The following is an 18,810-nucleotide window of genomic DNA, read 5'->3' on the forward strand; positions in this document are numbered from 1 at the left end:
GCCTCGGGTCGGCGCCTCATCGGACGAGGAGCGGGAGCTCCGAGGTCGAGATGACGTGGGGCAGCGGCAGGAAGGCCGGCGGGTTGTCCGGGTCCGTCCGCATCTTCGGGAAGCGGTCCAGCAGGATGTCGGTGGCGATCCGGCCCTCCATCCGCGCCAGCGGGGCGCCGAGGCAGAAGTGGATGCCCCGGCCGAACCCGATGTGCGGATTGGGGTCGCGGTACGGGTCGAAGACGTGCGGGCGGGCGAACATGCGCTCGTCGCGGTTGGCCGCCGAGAGGGAGATGGCGACGAGCTGGCCCGGGTGGACCGGGACGCCGGCCAGCTCGCCCTCGGCGACGCACGCCTTGTAGGCCGTCGCGATGGGGCTGAGGTAGCGCAGGGACTCCTCTATCAGGCCGGGGGTGAGGTCGGGGTTCCCGCGGACCGCGGCCAGGTGCTCCGGGTGGGCGTCCAGGCACAGGAGGGTGTTGCCGAGGAGCGCGCTGGTGGTGGCGTGTCCGACGACGAGCAGCTCGTTGGCGAAGTTCACCACCGCGTTGTCGCTGAGCCGCTCGCCGTCGACCTCCGCCTCGACGAGCTTGGTCAGCAGGTCCTCGCGGGGCTTGGTCCGGCGCTCGGCGGCGTGTTCGCGCAGGTACTGGAACATCTCCGGGACCACGCGCATGGCGGCCTGGGCGTCGACGTCCTCGTCGAGGTCGCGCTCGCCGGAGGTGAGGGCGACCGCGCTGTGGGCCATGCGGTCGACCCACGTCTTGAACAGGTCGCGGTCGCTCTGCGGGACGCCGAGCAGCTCGGAGATGACGATGATCGGCATCGGGTAGGCCAGGTCGTCCACCATCTCGATGCTGTCCCGGCCGTCGACCGCGTCGAGCAGTTCGTGGGTGATCTCGACCATCCGCGGCTCCAGGGCCGCGACCATCCCGCGGGTGAACGCCTTGCTGATGATCTTGCGCAGTTTGGTGTGGTCCGGCGGGTCGGACTGCAGGAGGGTGCCGTCGCTGAACTCGGGGTCGATCTCCACGTCGCCGGCGATGAGTTCGGCGACATCGCTGGAGAACGTCCCCGGGTTGCCGACGACCTCCAGCACCTCCTTGTATCCGTAGACGTTGACGATGCCGTAGTCGTCGACCTCGACCGGGTGCTCGGGCCGGTGCCCGCGCAGCCAGAAGAAGTCCGCATTGATGCCCAGGCGGTCGACGAAGGCCGCCGCCTCCTTCTCCTCCGCGCCGGCTGATGTCCCGGTCATTTTCAGTTCCCCCCGAGGTGCTGGTTGATGATGCGGGCGATCTCGGCCGCGGGCCGGGCCTTCGGCATGCCCATGTGCGTGGCGTCGATGTCGTACTCGTGGACCGTGCCGCCGATGTGCGCGGCCCAGATGGCCGCGTAGGACTCGTCCGGGTTCTGGGTGGCGTTGAAGAAGACCGCGTCGCCGTCGTAGACGGGCGAGTCCCATTCCAGGAGCATCTCGGCGTGCGACTTGAACAGGTGGCTGCCGTTCTCCACCAGGGCCTCGCGGTCCTCGTCCACGCCGGAGCCGATGAAGAACTCCTCGAAGAACTCGCGGACCTCCGGCATGTTCACCGGGTCCTCGATGTGCCGGAACCAGCCGCTCGGCGGACTGTCCATGAGGGCCAGCAGCGCCACCTCGTGTCCGCGCCGCTTCAGTTCGGCGGCGAGGGCGTGGGCGTAGGTGCCGCCCGTGGAGTGGCCCACCAGGTGGTAGGGGCCCTCCGGCTGGACCTTCAGGACCTGCTCCAGGTAGTCGTCGAGCATCGCCTGCGTGGACTCGGCCCGGCCGGTGCCGTCGAAGCCGCGGCCCTGGATGCCGTACACCGGCCGGTCCCCGAGGAGCTGGGCGAGGCCCACGTAGGACCAGCACAGTCCGACACCCGGGTGGACGAACCACAGGGGCGCCTTGGACCCCTCGGTCCGCATCGGCAGGACCACCGCGAAGGGGTCCGCGAAGACGGGCGCCCGGGCCGTCTTGACCTGGGACTCCAGGTACTCGGCGAGCTTGGCCACCGTGGTGGCCCCGAACATCACGCGGATGGGCACCTTCGCCCCGAGGACCGCGCGGATGCGGCTGATGAGCTTGGTCAGGCGCAGCGAGTGGCCGCCCAGGTCGAAGAAGTCGTCGTCGATGCCGACCCGCTCCAGTTCGAGCGCCTCGGCGAACAGCTTCGCCAGAGTGGTCTCGAGCGGGTTGCGCGGCGCGCGGTAGTCGACTCCGCCGGTGTACTCCGGGTCCGGGAGGGCGTCCCGGTCGAGCTTGCCGTTCGGGGTGAGCGGCAGCCGCTCCAGGGTGACGAACGCGGACGGCACCATGTACTCCGGCATGCGGCTGGTGAGGTGCTTGCGCAGGTCCTCGGCCACCACGCTCTCGCCCTGGGCGGGGATGACGTAGGCGACGAGCTGCTTGTCGCCGGCCAGGTTGTCGCGGGCGGTCACGACGCCGTGGTCCACGGTCGGGTGGGCCGCGAGGGCCGTCTCGATCTCGCCGAGCTCGATGCGGTAGCCGCGCACCTTGATCTGGTTGTCGGTGCGGCCGCGGAAGAGGAGCTCGCCGTCCCGGCTCCACTCGACGAGGTCGCCGGTCCGGTACATGCGCTCGCCGGGCTCCCCGAACGGGCAGGCCGTGAACCGCTGGGCGGTCAGGTCCGGCCGGCCGACGTAGCCGCGGGTCAGTCCCGCGCCGGCGATGTAGAGCTCGCCGGGCACGCCCGGCAGGACCGGTCGCAGCGCGGAGTCCAGTACGTAGACGCGGGTGTTGCGGATGGGCCTGCCGATCGAGACGACGGCGTCGGCGGTGAGCTCGCCGGCCGTCGCGCCGATGGTGGTCTCCGTCGGTCCGTAGCCGTTGAACATCCGGCGCCCGGCCGACCAGGTGGCGACCAGCTCCGGCGAGGTGGCCTCGCCGGCCACCATCAGCGCCTCGACGGTGGACAGTGATCCGGCGGGCATGGCGGCGAGCACCGTGGGCGTCAGGATCGCGTGGGTCACCCCGAACGCGTCGGCGGTCTCGGCGAGCGGGGCGCCGGGGGCGAGCCGGTCCGGGTCCGCCATGACCAGGGCTCCCCCGGCGAAGAGGGACATGCACATCTCGCCGACGGAGATGTCGAAGCTCGGCGAGGCGAACTGCAGGACCCGGCTGCGGGCGGTGATGCCCAGCAGCCCCGTCACCTCGGCGACCATGTTGGCGAAGCCGGTGTGCGTGACGGCCACGCCCTTGGGCCGGCCCGTGGAGCCCGAGGTGTAGATGACGTACGCGGTGTTGGCCACCACCAGCCGGCCCGTTCGCTGCGCGTCGGTCAGAGGTGCTCCGTCCCTGCCGTCCAGGCCCGCGGCGAACTCCGGGTCGTCCAGCGTCAGCAGCTCCGACGGGAGGTCGGGCAGCCGATCGGACGTCGCCCGGTCCACCAGGATCAGCCCGGTCCCGGAGTCCTCGACCATGTACGTGAGCCGGTCGGCCGGGTAGGCCGGGTCGAGCGGCAGGTAGGCGCCGCCCGCCTTCATCACGGCGAGGACCGCGACCGGCCACTGCGGGGAGCGCCGCAGGGCCACGCCCACGACCGTCTCCGGTCCGACGCCGCGTTCGACGAGGGTCCGCGCCAGCCGGTTGGCCCGCGCGTCCAGTTCCCCGTAGGTCACCTTCTGGTCCTCGAAGAGGACCGCGATCTCCTCCGGTGCCTCGGCGGCCTTCCGCTCGAACAGGGCGGGCAGGGTGAGCCCCGGCTCCTGTGTCCGCGTCCGGTTGAAGTCGAGCAGGAGCCGGTCGCGTTCCGCCTCGTGCAGGACGTCCAGCGCACCCACCGGGATGTGCGGGTCGGCGATGAGCTGCCGCAGGATGTGCAGGACCCGCTCGGCGATCCGCTCCACCGTCCGCGCGCTGATGTCCTGCCGCTGGTACTGGAGGATCATGCGCAGGTAGGGCTCGGCGTCGGCGGCGAGGCCCACGAGATAGGCGGCGCCGGCGGAGGGCCGGATCCCGGTGAAGGAGACGCCCGCCGCGGTGTTGGCCGCGCCCAGTGCCTCCTTGTCGACGGGGAAGGACTGGAAGAGGACGATGGTGTTGAAGAGCTCCTTCAGGCCGGCCTCCCGCTGGATGCGGTGCAGCCCGAAGTGGTGGTGGTCCAACAGCGCGGTCTGGCGCTCCTGGAGGTTCTGCAGTACCTGGGCGAGCGTGTCGCTCGGCGCGTACTCGGCGCGGATGGGCAGGGAGTTGACGAACAGGCCCACCATCTGGTCGACGCCGGGCACCTCTGCCGGACGGCCGGAGACGGTCGTTCCGAAGATGACGTCGCGCTTGCCGGTGAGCTGTCCGAGCATCAGCGCCCAGACGCCCTGGACCAGGGTGCCCATGGACACGCCCAGTTCGGCGGCGCGCTTCTTCAGGGCGCGGGCCTCGTCCAGCGGCAGCGGGACGTCGACCTGTCCGACGCGGGCGTCGTCGCCGCCGTCCGCGGGGGTCTCGGCGGCGAGCAGGGTGGGCTCGCCGACGCCCTGCATCTCCTTGGCCCAGGCCGCCGCGGCGGCCTTGTCGTCCCGCCGGGACAGCCAGCGCAGGAACTCCCGGTACTCGGGCACGCGCGGCTGCCCGGAGGCGTCGCCCTCGGAGGCGTACAGGTACGCGAGGTCCCGTACGAGCAGGGGGAAGGACCAGCCGTCGAAGAGGGCGTGGTGCACGGTCAGCACCAGCTCGGAGGTCTCCTCGGCGAGCTGGACCAGCGAGGCGCGCAGCATCGGCGGCTTCGCCGGGTCGAACTGCGCGTAGTGGTCCTCGGCGAGGATCCCCTCCAGCCCCTCCTCGCGGGCGCTCTCGTCGAGGCCGCGCAGGTCGGCGACCCGCCAGGGCAGTTCGACCCTGTCGAGCACGAGCTGGGTGAGGTCGCCGTTCGCGTCGGTGACGAAGGCGGTGCGCAGGTTGGCGTACCGGTCCAGGAGAGCCTGCGCCGCCACCCGCATCCGGGCCGGGTCGACCGGGCCCTGGACGTGGAAGGCCACCTGCACGATGTGCGGGTCGAAGGCGTCCTCGTCCAGGCGCATGGTCTCGAAGAGCAGGCCGAACTGGAGCGGGGTCAGCGGCCAGACGTCGGCCAGGCCCGGGTACTGCTCCTCCCAGCCTTCGATCTCGCTCTGGGTGAGGCGGACGAGCGGGACGTCGGACGGGGTGAGACCGCCGGCGCCGGGGGTGGTGACGTGGTGGGCGAAGCCCTCCAGGGCGCGCACCCACAGGTCGGCGAGTTCCCGCACCTCGGTCCGGTCGAGGAGGCCCGCCGGGTAGGAGACGCGGGCGTTGAACCGGGGGCCGTCGGGGGTGTCGGTGACGTAGGCGCTGATCTCGACGGTCGACAGTGCGGGCATGTCGGCGTCGAGGTCGGCGGCGAGGCCGAGCGCGTCGGCGGCCAGGTTCCAGCCGGCACCCTGCCGCCCGTCGGAGGGGGTTCCGGCGGCGACCCGTCCCAGGTAGTTGAAGGAGATCTGGGGGGTCGGGCGCCAGTCGAGCTCGGCGGCGGTGGACGGGTTGAGGTGGCGCAGGAGGCCGAAGCCGACGCCCTTGTCGGGGACGGCGAGGAGCTGTTCCTTGACGGCCTTGAGGACGCCGCCGGCGGCGGCGCCGCCGGAGATCGCCTCCTGCACGTCGTGTCCGGCGAGGTCGAGCCGTACGGGGAACATGCTGGTGAACCAGCCGACCGTACGGGAAAGGTCGGCGCCGGGCACGACCTGCTCCTCGCGGCCGTGGCCCTCCAGCCGGATCAGCGTCGAGGACGCCTCGACGCCCCGCTCGGCGCGCCACTGCGTCACCGCGAGGGCGAGCGCGGCCAGCAGGCCGTCGTTGACGCCGCCGTGGAAGGCGGTGGGCAGGGTCGTCAGCAGTGTCTCGGTGACCTGCTCCGGGAGCTCCAGGGAGACCGACTCCACGGTGGACATGACGTCCACCGCCGGGTCCAGCGGCCGTGTGCCGAGGACCGGGTCGTCGCAGTCGAGCAGCTCCGACCACTGGGCGAGTTCGGCGATGCGGTCCGGGTCGGAGGCCTCGTCGAGCAGTGCGTGCGCCCAGCGGCGGGCCGAGGTGCCGACCGCGGGCAGGGCGGGGGCGGAGCCGGCCTCGACCTGCTCCCAGGCGGTGGCGAGGTCGGGCAGGAGGATGCGCCAGGACACCCCGTCGACGACGAGGTGGTGCAGGACCACCAGGAGCCGGCCCGCGCCCTGCTCGGGGGCGAACCAGACGAACTGGGCCATGGTGCCGGCGGCCGGGTCCAGCCGGCCGGTCGCGGCGTCCAGTTCGGCCCTGGCCGTCTCCAGCCACGCCCCGTCCCAGGTGCCGGTGCAGGCCACCCGCCGCACCAGCGCGGCCGCGTCGACCGTGCCGGGGGCGGCGACGTCCAGGCTGCCGCCCGCGTCGAGGACGAGGCGGGAGCGCAGGACGTCGTGGTGGTCGAGGACCGCGTTCAGTACGGCGGTCAGGCCGTCCCCGTCGATGCCCTCGGGCAGTTCGAGCGCCGCGGACATGGAGAACCGGTCGAAGCTGCCGCCGAGTTCGAGCATGTACTTCGCGATGGGCGCCAGCGGCATGGAGCCGGTACCGCCGCCCTCCAGTTCCGCGAGGGCCGGGCCGAGGTCCTGGGCGCCCGCGGCGGCGGCCAGCTCGGCGACCGTCCGCAGCTCGAAGATCTGCCGCGGGTTGACCACGACGCCCTGGGCCTTCGCCCGGGAGACGATCTGGATGGAGCGGATGCTGTCGCCGCCGACGGCGAAGAAGTCGTCGTCGATGCCGACCCGCTCCAGGCCGAGGACCTCCGAGTAGACCGAGGCGAGGACCTCCTCGGTCCGGTTGCGCGGGGCGCGGTAGCTCTCACCGGTGAAGTCCGGCTCGGGCAGCGCCGCGCGGTCCAGCTTGCCGTTGGGCGCCAGCGGCAGCCGGTCGAGCGGTACGAGCACGGCGGGGACCATGAACTCGGGCAGCCGGCCCGTGATGAAGCGGCGCAGCTCGCGCATGGTGAGGCCGGAGGTCATGTCGGCCTCGAAGCGGCCCTGCGCGTCGACCTGGCCGCCGGAGTCCGGCGCGCCGACCACGTAGCCGACGAGGCGCTTGGACCCGTCGGGGGCGCTCTGCGCGGTCACCACGGCGTGTTCGACGCCGGGGTGGGCGGTCAGAGCCGCCTCGATCTCGCCGGGCTCGATGCGGAACCCGCGGATCTTGAGCTGGGCGTCGCCGCGGCCGACGTACTCCAGCTGCCCGTCGGCCCGCCTGCGGGCCAGGTCGCCGGTGCGGTACATCCGCGTTCCGGGCGCACCGTACGGGTCGGCCGTGAAGCGCTCGGCGGTCAGTGCGGCGCGGCCGTGGTAGCCGCGGGAGATGTTGCCGGCGACGTAGAGCTCGCCGACGGCGCCCACGGGCACCGGTGCCAGGCCGGCTCCCAGGACGTACGCGCGCATGTTGCCCAGGGGCGCGCCGATCGGGGCGGTGTGCCCGGCGTCCCACTCCCCGTCGGCCGGGAGCACGAAGGTGCTCGCGTAGAAGCTCTCGGTCTGTCCGTAGGCGTTGACCACCCGGACGCCCGGGACGGCTTCGCGGACGCGGGCTGCCAGGGACGCGGGCAGTGCCTCGCCGGCGAACACCACGGCGTCCGCGGTGATCTTCCCCTCGACCTGGTCGAGGAGTTCGGCGAAGACGGAGGGGACGGTGCTGATGACACCGCCGGTCCAGCCGCCCCGCTCGCCGACGACGAGGACGTCGCGGGCCAGTTCGACCGTGCCGCCCGCCGTCAGCGTGGTGAAGACCTCGAAGACGGAGACGTCGAAGTTGACGGAGGCGGCGGCGAGGGTGCGGGTGCCGCAGTCCACGCCGACGGCGTCGGCGAGCCGCAGCACGCCGTTGACGACGTTGGCGTGGGTGACGGTGACGCCCTTGGGGACGCCCGTCGAGCCGGACGTGTACATCACGTAGGCGGCGTTGCCGGGCAGCGCGGCCGCGGGCGCGGCGGCGGCGGTGTCGGCGGGAGCCCCGAGGGCCAGGTCGCCGAGGTACAGGCGGGTGGTCCCGGACTCCGGCAGGATCCCGGCGGTGGCCGCGTCCGTCAGCACCAGCGCCGGCCGGGCGTCGGCCAGGATGTGCTCCAGGCGCCGGCTGGGGTACTTCGGGTCGATCGGCAGGTAGGCGCCGCCGGCCTTCATCACGCCCAGCAGGGCCGCGACGAGGTCCGCCGTGCGCGGCAGGGCGACGCCCACCACGCGCTCGGGGCCCACGCCGTGCCGGCCGAGCTCACGGGCCAGCCGGTTCGCCCGCTCGTCCAGCTCGCGGTAGGTCAGCGACTCCTCGCCGCACACCAGCGCGACCGCGTCGGGCCGCCGCGCGGCCTGGAGCTCGAACAGGGCGGGCACGGTGACCTCGGGGGTCGGCTCCTGCGTGGCGTTGAAGCCGTGCAGCACCAGCTCGCGTTCGGCTCCGTCCACCAGCTCGACGGATGCCACCCGCTGCTCGGGGGCGGCGGCCAACAGGCCCACGACCCGTACGAAGCGGTCGGCGACGGCCTGGGCCGTCTCCCGGTCGAACAGGTCGGTGGCGTACTCCAGGAGGCCCACCACGCCCATCCCGGGCAGATCGGCCATGTTGAAGAACAGGTCGAACTTGGCGGTCTCGGTGCGGACCCGCTCGAACTCCACCTGCAGACCCGGCAGCGCGAAGTCCTTCCGGGCGAAGTTCTGCCAGGCGAACATCACCTGGAACAGCGGGGAGTAGGCGGTGGACCGCTCGGGGTTGAGGACCTCCACCAGCCGCTCGAAGGGCACGTCCTGGTTGTCGTACGCGGCCAGGGACTTGGCCCGCACGCGCTCCAGCAGCTCCGTGAACGCGGGGTTGCCCGACAGGTCGACGCGCAGCACCCACGTGTTGACGAAGAAGCCCACGAGTTCCGCGAGGGCCTCGTCGGTGCGGTTGGCGATGGGCGAGCCGATGGTGAGGTCGTCGCCGCCGCCGAGTCCGTGCAGCAGGACGGCCAGCGCGGCCTGGAGCACCATCGAGGAGGTCGCACCGCTGCGGCGCGCCAGGTCCTCGACCGCGGCCGCCACCTCGGGGGCGAGGGCGAACTCGACGGAACCGCCGCGGTGGGAGGCCTTGGCCGGGCGCGGCCGGTCGGAGGCGAGCTGGAGCGGCTGCGGCACGCCCGCCAGCTCCTCCCGCCAGTAGCCGACCTGCGCGGCGAGCGCGCTGGCCGGGTCCTCCTCGTCGCCGAGCACGTCGCGCTGCCACAGCGTGTAGTCGACGTACTGGACGGGGAGCTCCGCCCACTGCGGGGCGCCGCCGTCCTTGCGGGCCGCGTACGCGGTGGCGAGGTCGCGGGCAAGCGGGGCCATGGAGGAGCCGTCGCTGGCGATGTGGTGGATGAGCAGGACCAGGACGTGCTCCCGCTCTCCGAGACGGAGCACGGGGGCGCGGACCGGGATCTCCGTGGCCAGGTCGAAGAGGTGCGCCGAGGCCTCGGCCATGGCGTCGGCCAGGCCGCCGGGGGCCACCTCCACGAGCGGGACCTGCAGGCCCGCCTCGTCGGCCGGCAGCACGTGCTGGGCCGGGACGCCGTCGGCGTCCTCGACGATCAGCGTGCGCAGGCTCTCGTGGCGGGCGACGACGTCGCGCAGCGCCGCCCGCAGGGCCGGCAGGTCCAGCTCGCCGGTGAGGCGGAGCGGGAAGGGGGCGTTGTAGGTGGCCGAGGGGCCCTCGAACCGGTCGATGAACCACAGGCGGCGCTGGGCGAACGACAGCGGTACGGAGTCCGGGCGCTCGGCGGTGCGCCGCAGCGGGGCCCGGACGGGCGCGCCGGCCGCGAGGTGCTCGACCAGCTCGACGACGGTCGGGGCCTCGAAGACGACCCTGATGGGCAGTTCGACGTCGAGGACCTGCCGGATCCGGCTGACGAGGCGGGTGGCGAGCAGGGAGTGGCCGCCCAGGGCGAAGAAGTCGTCGTCGATGCCGACCCGGTCCAGGCCCAGGACCGCGGCGAACAGGCCGCACAGGACCTCTTCCTGCGGGGTGCGCGGGGCCCGGCCGGTGGCGGCGGCCGCGAAGTCCGGGGCGGGCAGGGCCCGCTGGTCCAGCTTCCCGTTGGGTGTCAGCGGCACTTCGGCGATGGCGACGACGGAGGACGGCACCAGGTGGTCCGGGAGCCGTTCCTGGAGGTAGCCGCGCAGGGCGCCGACGAGCGTGCCGATCCGGCCGGCGGCGGCGGGCTCGTTGGCCAGGACCCGGTCGGCGCGGCCCGAGGGCGTGAAGCCGCCGGTGAAGACCTGGTCGGTGACGGGTCCGGCGGGGACGATCACCGCGTCGAAGCACTCGGCCGCGGCGGCCGACCAGGTGAGCAGTACGCCCCAGCCGCGCTCGGCGGCCCATTCGCGCAGGTCCTGCGGGTCGAGGACGGGGCCGGCGGTGGCGGGCGCCTCGATCACGCCGACCGCGGCGGCGGACTCGACCTCGTCGGCGAGCCGGGCGTTGGGGATGCGGGTCACGCGTACGGGCTGCTCGCCGTGGCCGCGGACGAACTCCTCCAGGCCGAAGAAGTCCTCGACCTGGCGGCCCCAGCGCAGCGCCGGGACGTCGCGCAGGTCGGTCGCGGCGACGGGCGCCTTGTGCAGCAGGACCTCGTAGCGGTGGCGGGTCAGCTCGTTGTGGGGGCGGCCGGCCTTCAGCCGGATGTCCACGCCGCCCGCTCCGTGCCGCTCGGCCCAGCGGGTGAACCACTCGGGGTCGAGGACGAGTTCCTTCTCCATGAGGATCGCGCGGGCGACGGCGGCGCGGCCGACCGAGGCGGACGCCTCGGGGTGCAGTGCGCGCTGCACGCCGCTGCGGAAGAGCCGCAGCGTGGCGGCGTTGCGGACGTCGCCGACGAGGACGCGCCCGCCGGGGGCCAGCAGGTCCATCGCGCCGGCCAGGACCCGGTCCATGTACTCGGCGTCGGGGAAGTACTGCACGACCGAGTTGATGACGACGAGGTCGAAGTGCTCGCGCGGCAGCCCGCGGACGTCGTCCCCGTTCTGGTGGCGCAGGTGCACCCGGTCGCCGAAGCCGGTCCCGTCGACCTGCACGAGCAGCCGGTCGACGACGGCGGCCGACATGTCGGTCCCCCAGTACTCCTCCACCTGCCCGAGGATCTGGGACATCAGCAGGCCGGTGCCAACGCCGATCTCCATCACGCGGCGCGGCGACCAGTTGGTGATCTGCTCCACCGCGGCGTCGCGCCACACCGCCATCTCGTCCAGGGCGATGGGCGTTCCGCCGGTGTAGCTGGAGTTCCAGCCGGTGAAGTCCTCGCCCCAGGCGGCGTCGGAGACGGCGTACAGGTCGTCGTAGATCTCCTCCCACTCGTCGACCTGCTCCTCGGCACCGGAGGTGTCGGATCCGTCGACGCGCGGGACCACGTACCCGACCAGTCGGCGTTCGCCGGCCCGGTCCTCGTTCCAGGTGACGACGGCCTGGGCGACGCCGGGGTGGGTGGCCAGGGCGGCCTCCACCTCGGCGGGCTCGATGCGGAAGCCGCGGATCTTGACCTGGGTGTCGGCGCGGCCCTGGAAGACGAGTTCGCCGTCCGCCGTCCAGGCCACGACGTCGCCGGTGCGGTACATGCGCTCGCCGGGGACGCCGAAGGGGCAGGCCACGAAGCGTTCGCAGGTCAGGGCGGAGCGGTGGGCGTAGCCGCGGGCCAGGCCGGCGCCGGCGATGTACAGCTCGCCGGGGACGCCGGGGAGGGTGGGGCGCAGGCCCGCGTCGAGGACGTAGACCCGCATGTTGTCCATGGGGCGGCCGATCGGGATCGGCTCGCCGACCGTCTCCGGGTCGGGCATGGGGTGGGTGGTGGCGAAGGTGGTGGTCTCGGTCGGGCCGTAGCCGTCGACGACCTTCAGGCCGGGGCAGGCCCGCAGCGCGCGGGTCACCGAGGCCGGGGAGACGACGTCGCCGCCGGTCCACACCTCGGCCACCCCGGCGAAGCACTCCGGGTTCTCGTCGGCGATGACCTTGAACAGGCCGGCGGTCAGCCACAGGGCCGTGATCTGCTGCTCGGTGATGACGGCGGCCAGGGCTCCGGCGTCGAGCTTGCCGACGGGGGCCACCACGGCGGTGCCGCCGCCGAGCAGCGGGACCCACAGTTCGTAGGTGGAGGCGTCGAAGGACTGCGCGGAGTGGACGAGGACCCGCCGGTGGGCGCCGCCGCGGTACCGGCGGTCCAGCGCCAGGCCGGCGACGGCCCGGTGGGTGACGCCGACGCCCTTGGGCAGGCCCGTCGAGCCGGAGGTGTACATCACGTACGCGAGCTGGTCGACGCGCCCGTGGTCGGCGGCGGCAGGGGCGTCGCCGGAGGCCGCGTCGACGGCGGCGGCGGTGTCGGCGTCGTCGAGGACGAGGTGCGGGCAGGCTCCGTCGGGCAGGCCCGCGACGGTCTCGGAGTCCGCCAGGAGCAGCGCCGGAGCGGCGTCGGCCAGCATGAAGCCGATGCGCTCGGCCGGGTAGTCGGGGTCCACCGGCAGGTAGGCGCCGCCGGCCTTGAGGACGGCCAGCAGGGCGACGATCAGCTCGGGCGAGCGCGGCAGGGCCACGCCGACGACGGACTCCTGGCCGACGCCGCGGGCGGCCAGGACGCGGGCCAGCCGGTTCGCCCGGGTGTCCAGCTCGCGGTAGGTGAGGGTGCGGCTGCCGGAGGCGACGGCGATGTCGTCCGGGGCCGCGGCGGCGCGCTCCTGGAACAGGGCGGGGACGGTCTTGCCGGGGACGGCGACGGCGGTGCCGTTGAACTCGTCCAGGACGGTCGCGCGCTCGGCGGACTCCAGGACGTGCACCGAGCCGACGCGGGCGTCCGGGTCCGCCACGAGCTCCTGGAGGATCCGCGCGAAGCGGGCGGCGATGCCCTCGACGGTCTCCGGGTCGAAGAGGTGGTGCTGGTACTGGAGGGCGACGCGCAGGTGCGGGTCGGCGAAGGCCATCACGACCAGCGGGTAGTGGGCACCGCTGAGCGGGCTGATGCCGGTGATCGAGATGCCCGCGGCGGAGTTGGCCTCCTTGATGGCGACGCCGTCGATCGGGTACGACTCGAAGCCGACGAGGGTGTCGAAGAGGACGTTCAGCCCGACCGAGCGGTGGATGTCCAGCAGCCCGTGGTGGTGGTGGTCGAGCAGGGCGCTCTGCCGGTTCTGCAGGTCGCGCAGCAGACCGCCGAGGGTGGCGCCCGGGGTGCAGTCCACCCGGACGGGCAGGGTGTTGATGAACAGGCCGACCATGGCGTCGACGCCGGGGACGACGGGAGGGCGGCCGGAGACGGTGGCGCCGAAGACGACGTCCTGGCGGCCGGTGAGTCCGGCGAGGACGAGCGCCCAGGTGCCCTGGACGAGGGTGTTGAGGGTGAGGCCCAGTTCGGCGGCGCGCCGGCCGAGGTCGCGGGCGGCGTCCGCGGACAGCGGGATGTCGATCTGGCCGATGCCGGCCGGGTCGGACGCGGCGCCCGCGTCCGGGGCGATCAGCGTCGGCGACTCGACCCCGGCGAGCTCGGCGGTCCAGGCGCGGGCGGAGGCCTCGCGGTCCTGGCCGGCCTGCCACACCAGGAAGTCGCGGTAGACCGGCACCCGCGGCAGCGCGGAGGCGTCGCCCTCGGAGCCGTAGAGCCGCAGCAGGTCCTGCATGAGGACCGGGATGGACCACCCGTCGAAGAGGACGTGGTGGGCGGTGAAGACGAGCTCCCAGCGGTCGGGCGCCATCATGACGAGGGACATCCGTACGAGCGGTGGCCGGGTCAGGTCGAAGTGCGAGGCGTGGTCCTCCGACAGGAAGCGCTTCAGCGCCTCCTCGCGGCCCTCCTCACCGAACCCGCTGAGGTCGAGGTACTGCCAGGGCAGCTCCACACGGTCGCGTACGACCTGCACCCGGTCCCCCGCCGCGTCGTGGACGAACGCGGCGCGGAGGGTGGCGTAACGGTCGAGGAGCGCCTGGCCGGCGGCCCGCATGCGGGCCGGCTCGACCTCGCCGGCGAGGTGGAAGACGAGCTGCATCTGGTAGGCGTCGAAGGTGGAGCCGGCGAGCTGGGCGTGGAAGAGCAGACCGGACTGCATGGTGGTCAGCGGCCATACGTCCTCCAGGCCGGGGTGGCGCTCCTCCCAGGCCTCGATCTCGTCCTGGCCCACCCGGACCAGCGGTACGTCCGAGGGGGTCAGGCCGCCCGCGCCGGGCGCGGCGGCGTGCCGGGCCAGGGCCTGCAGGGCGGTGCTCCACAGCTCGGCGAGCTCCTCGACGTCCTCCTTGGCGAGCAGGCCCGCGGGGTAGGCGAGGCGGGCGCGCAGCTGCGGCCCCTGCTCGGTGTCGGTGACGAGCGCGCCCACGTCCAGCGTGGAGAGGGCCGGCATGCGGCCGCCCGGCTGCGCGATCAGCTCGGTGGTGCCCTCGGCGAGGGTCCAGCCCAGGCCGCGCAGGTGCTCGGGCACGTCCGAGGAGGAGAAGCGGCCGAGGTAGTTGAAGCCGATCTGGCCGGTGGAGTACCGGCGCAGCACGTCGGCGGTCTGCGGGTTCAGGTACCGCAGCAGCCCGTAGCCGAGGCCCTTGTCCGGGAGCGACAGCAACTGCTCCTTGACGGCCTTGACCGCGGCGCCGGCGGCGGCGCCGCCCGCGAACGCGTCGTCGAGGTCGATCCCGGCGAGGTCGAGGCGGACGGGGAACATGGTGGTGAACCAGCCCACGGTGCGCGACAGGTCGGCGCCGGGGACGACGCCCTCCTCGCGGCCGTGTCCCTCGACCCGGATCAGGGCGGAGGACTCGTCGATGCCGCGGGCCCGGCGCCAGCGGGCGACGGCCAGGGTCAGCGCGGCGAGCAGCCCGTCGTTGACACCGCCGTGGAAGGCGGCCGGGAGGGTGGTCAGCAGGGTCTCGGTGACCGGAACGGGGAGCGTGAGCCAGGTGTGGTCCACCGTGGACATGACGTCGACGGCGGGGTCCAGGACGCGCGAGCCCAGGAGGGGGTCGGGGCCCGCGACGACCGAGCGCCACAGGGCGAGTTCGGCGACGCGTTCGGGGGTGCGCGCCTCGTCGGCGAGGGCGTGTGCCCAGCGGCGGGCCGAGGTGCCCGTGCCGGGCAGCTCGGGGGTTCGGCCCTGGCGGACCTGCTCCCAGGCTGCGGCGAGGTCCGGCAGCAGGATGCGCCAGGACACGCCGTCGACGACGAAGTGGTGCAGGACCAGCAGCAGCCGGCCGGCGCCCTTCTGCGGGGCGAACCAGACGAACTGCGCCATGGTGCCGGCCGCGGCGTCCAGCCGTCCGGTGGCGGCGTCCAGCTCGGCGGTGGCCCGCTCGAACCACTGCTCGTCCCAGCGGCCGTCGCACTCGACGCGGTGGATCAGCGCGTCGGCGTCGACCGTGCCGGGCTCGGCGGCCTCCAGGCCGGGGCCGTCGTCGCCGGTGACCAGCCGGGAGCGCAGGACGTCGTGGCGGTCCAGGACCGCGCCGAGGGTGGCGGCGAGTGCGGCCCGGTCGATGCCCTCGGGCAGCTGAAGGGTCATGGCCATGGCGAACCGGTCGGTGTCCCCGCCCAGTTCGAGCAGGTACTCGCCGATCGGCAGCAGCGGCATCCGGCCGGTACCGCCGCCGTCGAGCTCGGTGAGCTGCGGCCCGGTGCCGTCCTCGGCGCCGAGGACGGCGACCGCGGCCAGTTCGGCGACGGTGCGGTGGTCGAAGATCTGGCGCGGGCTGACTTCCACGCCGGCGGCGCGGGCGCGGGAGACGACCTGGATGGAGCGGATGCTGTCGCCGCCGACGGCGAAGAAGTCGTCGTCGATGCCGACCCGGTCGAGGCCGAGGACCTCGGCGTAGACGGCGGCGAGGACCTCCTCTGCAGTGTTGCGCGGGGCGCGGTACTCGCCGCCGCTGAAGTCCGGCTCGGGGAGCGCCGCCAGGTCGAGCTTGCCGTTGGCGGTCAGCGGCAGCCGGCCGACCATGACGAACACGGACGGCACCATGAACTCGGGCAGCCGGCCCGCGGCGAAGCGCCGCAGCTCGCGCACCGACACGTTGGTGGTGAGGTCGACGTCGAGGTCGCCGAGGCTGGCGACGGTGCCGAAGCCGCCCTGGTCGGCGTCGAGCGGGACGACGTGGCAGACGAGCTGCTTGCTGCCGCGGCCCTCGCGGATGGTGACCACGGCCTGGGCCACGCCCGGGTGGGCGGTCAGGACGGCCTCGATCTCACCGGGCTCGATGCGGAAGCCGCGCACCTTCATCTGGGCGTCGTCGCGGCCGGCGTACTCCAACTGCCCGGCGGTGTTCCAGCGCGCCAGGTCGCCGGTGCGGTACATGCGCGATCCGGGAGCGCCGTAGGGGTCGGCGACGAAACGGTCGGCGGTCAGGGCGGCGCGGCCGAAGTAGCCGCGGCCGATCTCGCCGGCGACGTACAGCTCGCCGACCACGCCGGGCGGGACGGGCCGCAGTCCGGGTCCGAGGACGTAGGTGCGGACGTTGCCGAGCGGGGAGCCGATGGGGGCGCTGCCGGCGCCGTCCCACTCCTGGCCGGCGGGCAGGGCGAAGGTGGTGGCGTAGAACGACTCGCTCTGGCCGTAGGCGTTGACGACGCGGACGCCGGGGATCGCCTCGCGGACGCGGTGCACGAGGGAGGTGGGGAGCGCCTCACCGGCGAAGACCACGGTGTCGACGCGGATGCCGTCGCCACCCACCTGGCCGAGCAGTTCCGCGAAGACGGACGGCACGGTGCTGATCACGCCGCCGCTCCAGCCGCCGCGCTCGCCGATCACCAGTGCATCACGCACCAGTTCGACGGTGCCGCCGGAGCAGAGGGTCGCGAAGATCTCGAAGACGGACACGTCGAAGTTGACCGAGGTGCCGGCCAGTACGCGCGTCCCGGCGCCGACGCCGATCGCGCGGGCCAGCCCGATGACGTCGTTGACCACGTTGGCGTGGGTGATCGCGACGCCCTTGGGCGTACCGGTGGAGCCGGAGGTGTAGATGACGTAGGCGGTCTGGCCCGGCCGGGCACCGGCGACGGCGGGGGCCTGCGCCTCCTGCGGGTCGCCGGAGCCGATGTCGCCGACGAACAGCTGCGGGACCTGCGTCCGCGGCAGCACGCCGACGGTCTGCGCGTCGGTCAGGATCAGCGCGGGCGCGGCGTCCTCCAGGATGAGGTCGAGGCGGCGGCTGGGGTATCTGGGGTCGATCGGCAGGTAGGCCCCGCCGGCCTTGAGCACGCCCAGCAGGCCCGCCACCAGGTCCGCGGTGCGCGGCAGGGCGACGCCCACGAGGGTCTCGGCGCCGACGCCGCGGGCGGCGAGCTCCCGCGCGATGCGCGTGGCCCGCACGTCGAGTTCGCGGTAGCTGAGGGTCTCGTCCCCGGCCTCCAGCGCGACCGCGTCGGGGGTGGCCGCGGCCTGCCGCTCGAAGAGCTCGCCGACCGTGACCCGGGGCAGCTCGACGGCGGTGTCGTTGAACTGGCCCACTAGGGTGTCCAGTTCGTCCTGGTCGAGGACGGGAGCGAGGGCGACCGGGCGGTCCGGACGGGCGACGACCTCACGGATCACCCGCAGGTAGCGGTCCACGACGGACTGCGCCGTGGAGCGGTCGAACAGGTCGGTGGCGTACTCCAGGTAGCAGAGCATGCCCGTGCCCTCGGGGTCCGAGAAGTAGTTGAACTCCAGGTCGAACTTGGCGGTCGGGGTGGCCAGCACCTCGAACCGCGCCCGCTCCAGCCCCGGCAGCTCCAGGTCGATCCAGGCGTCGTTCTCCCAGGTGAACATGACCTGGAACAGGGGGTGGTAGGCGGTGGACCGCTCCGGGTTGAGGACCTCCACCAGGTGCTCGAAGGGCGCGTCCTGGTTGTCGTAGGCCGTCAGCGCCTTCTGGCGCACCTGCTCCAGCACCCGGTCGAAGGTCGGGGCGCCGGAGAGGTCCGTGCGCAGCACCCAGGTGTTGACGAAGAAGCCGACGAGGTCGGCGAGTTCGTCGTCGGTGCGGCCGGCGACGGTGGAGCCGATGGCGATGTCGTGGCCGGCGCCCAGGTGCTGGAGCACCACGGCGAGGGCGGCCTGGAGCACCATCGGGACGGTCATGTCCCTCTCGCGGCCCATGGTTTCGACGGCGGCGAGCAGCTCGGCGTCGATCGGGAAGCCGACCGTGTCGCCGCGGTGGCTGGCCACCGGCGGGCGCGGACGGTCCGTGGACAGGCGCAGCGGTGTCGGCACGCCCTGGAGCTCGTCCTTCCAGTACGCGACCTGGGTGGAGACCACGCTGCCGGGGTCGTTCTCGTCGCCGAGCAGCTCGCGCTGCCACAGCGTGTAGTCGACGTACTGCACCGGCAGGTCGGCCCACTGCGGGGCCCCGCCGCGCAGCCGGGCGGTGTAGGCGGCGGCCAAGTCGCGGGAGAGCGGCTCCATCGACTCGCCGTCGCTGGCGATGTGGTGCACCAGCAGGAGCAGCACGTGCTCGCGCTCGCCGGAGCGCAGCAGGGTGGCGCGGACGGGTATCTCCGCCGACAGGTCGAAGGTGTACTGGGCCGCCTGGCGGACGGCCTCGTCGAGCGCGTCGGGAGCGACCTCCACGAGCGGCACGTCCAGCAGCGCACCGTCCACCGGCAGCACCTGCTGCGAGGGCACGCCCTGCTCGTCGACCACGATGAGCGTACGGAGGCTCTCGTGCCGGGCCACGACATCGCGCACCGCCGACCGCAGGGCGGTCCGGTCGAGCTCGCCCGTCAACCGCACGAGGAAGGGGACGTTGTACGTGGCCGACGGCCCCTCGAACCGGTCGATGAACCACAACCGACGCTGTGCGAACGACAACGGGAT

The 18,810-nt window shown here is 73.4% G+C and carries 2 protein-coding genes; both read right to left on the bottom strand.

The window, feature by feature from the left end:
* Positions 1 to 16: 16 nt before the first annotated feature.
* Positions 17 to 1,249 (bottom strand): cytochrome P450, encoded by a 1,233-nt coding sequence (locus tag AB0F82_RS22255; RefSeq protein WP_362630443.1) that lies wholly within the window; start codon positions 1,247 to 1,249, stop codon positions 17 to 19.
* Positions 1,250 to 1,251: 2 nt separating this feature from the next.
* Complete coding sequence (locus AB0F82_RS22260; protein ID WP_362630446.1) at positions 1,252 to 18,804, bottom strand: amino acid adenylation domain-containing protein; 17,553 nt, start codon at positions 18,802 to 18,804, stop codon at positions 1,252 to 1,254.
* Positions 18,805 to 18,810: the final 6 nt, after the last annotated feature.

The organism is Streptomyces virginiae, from assembly GCF_040638905.1.
Lineage (GTDB): Bacteria > Actinomycetota > Actinomycetes > Streptomycetales > Streptomycetaceae > Streptomyces > Streptomyces virginiae_B.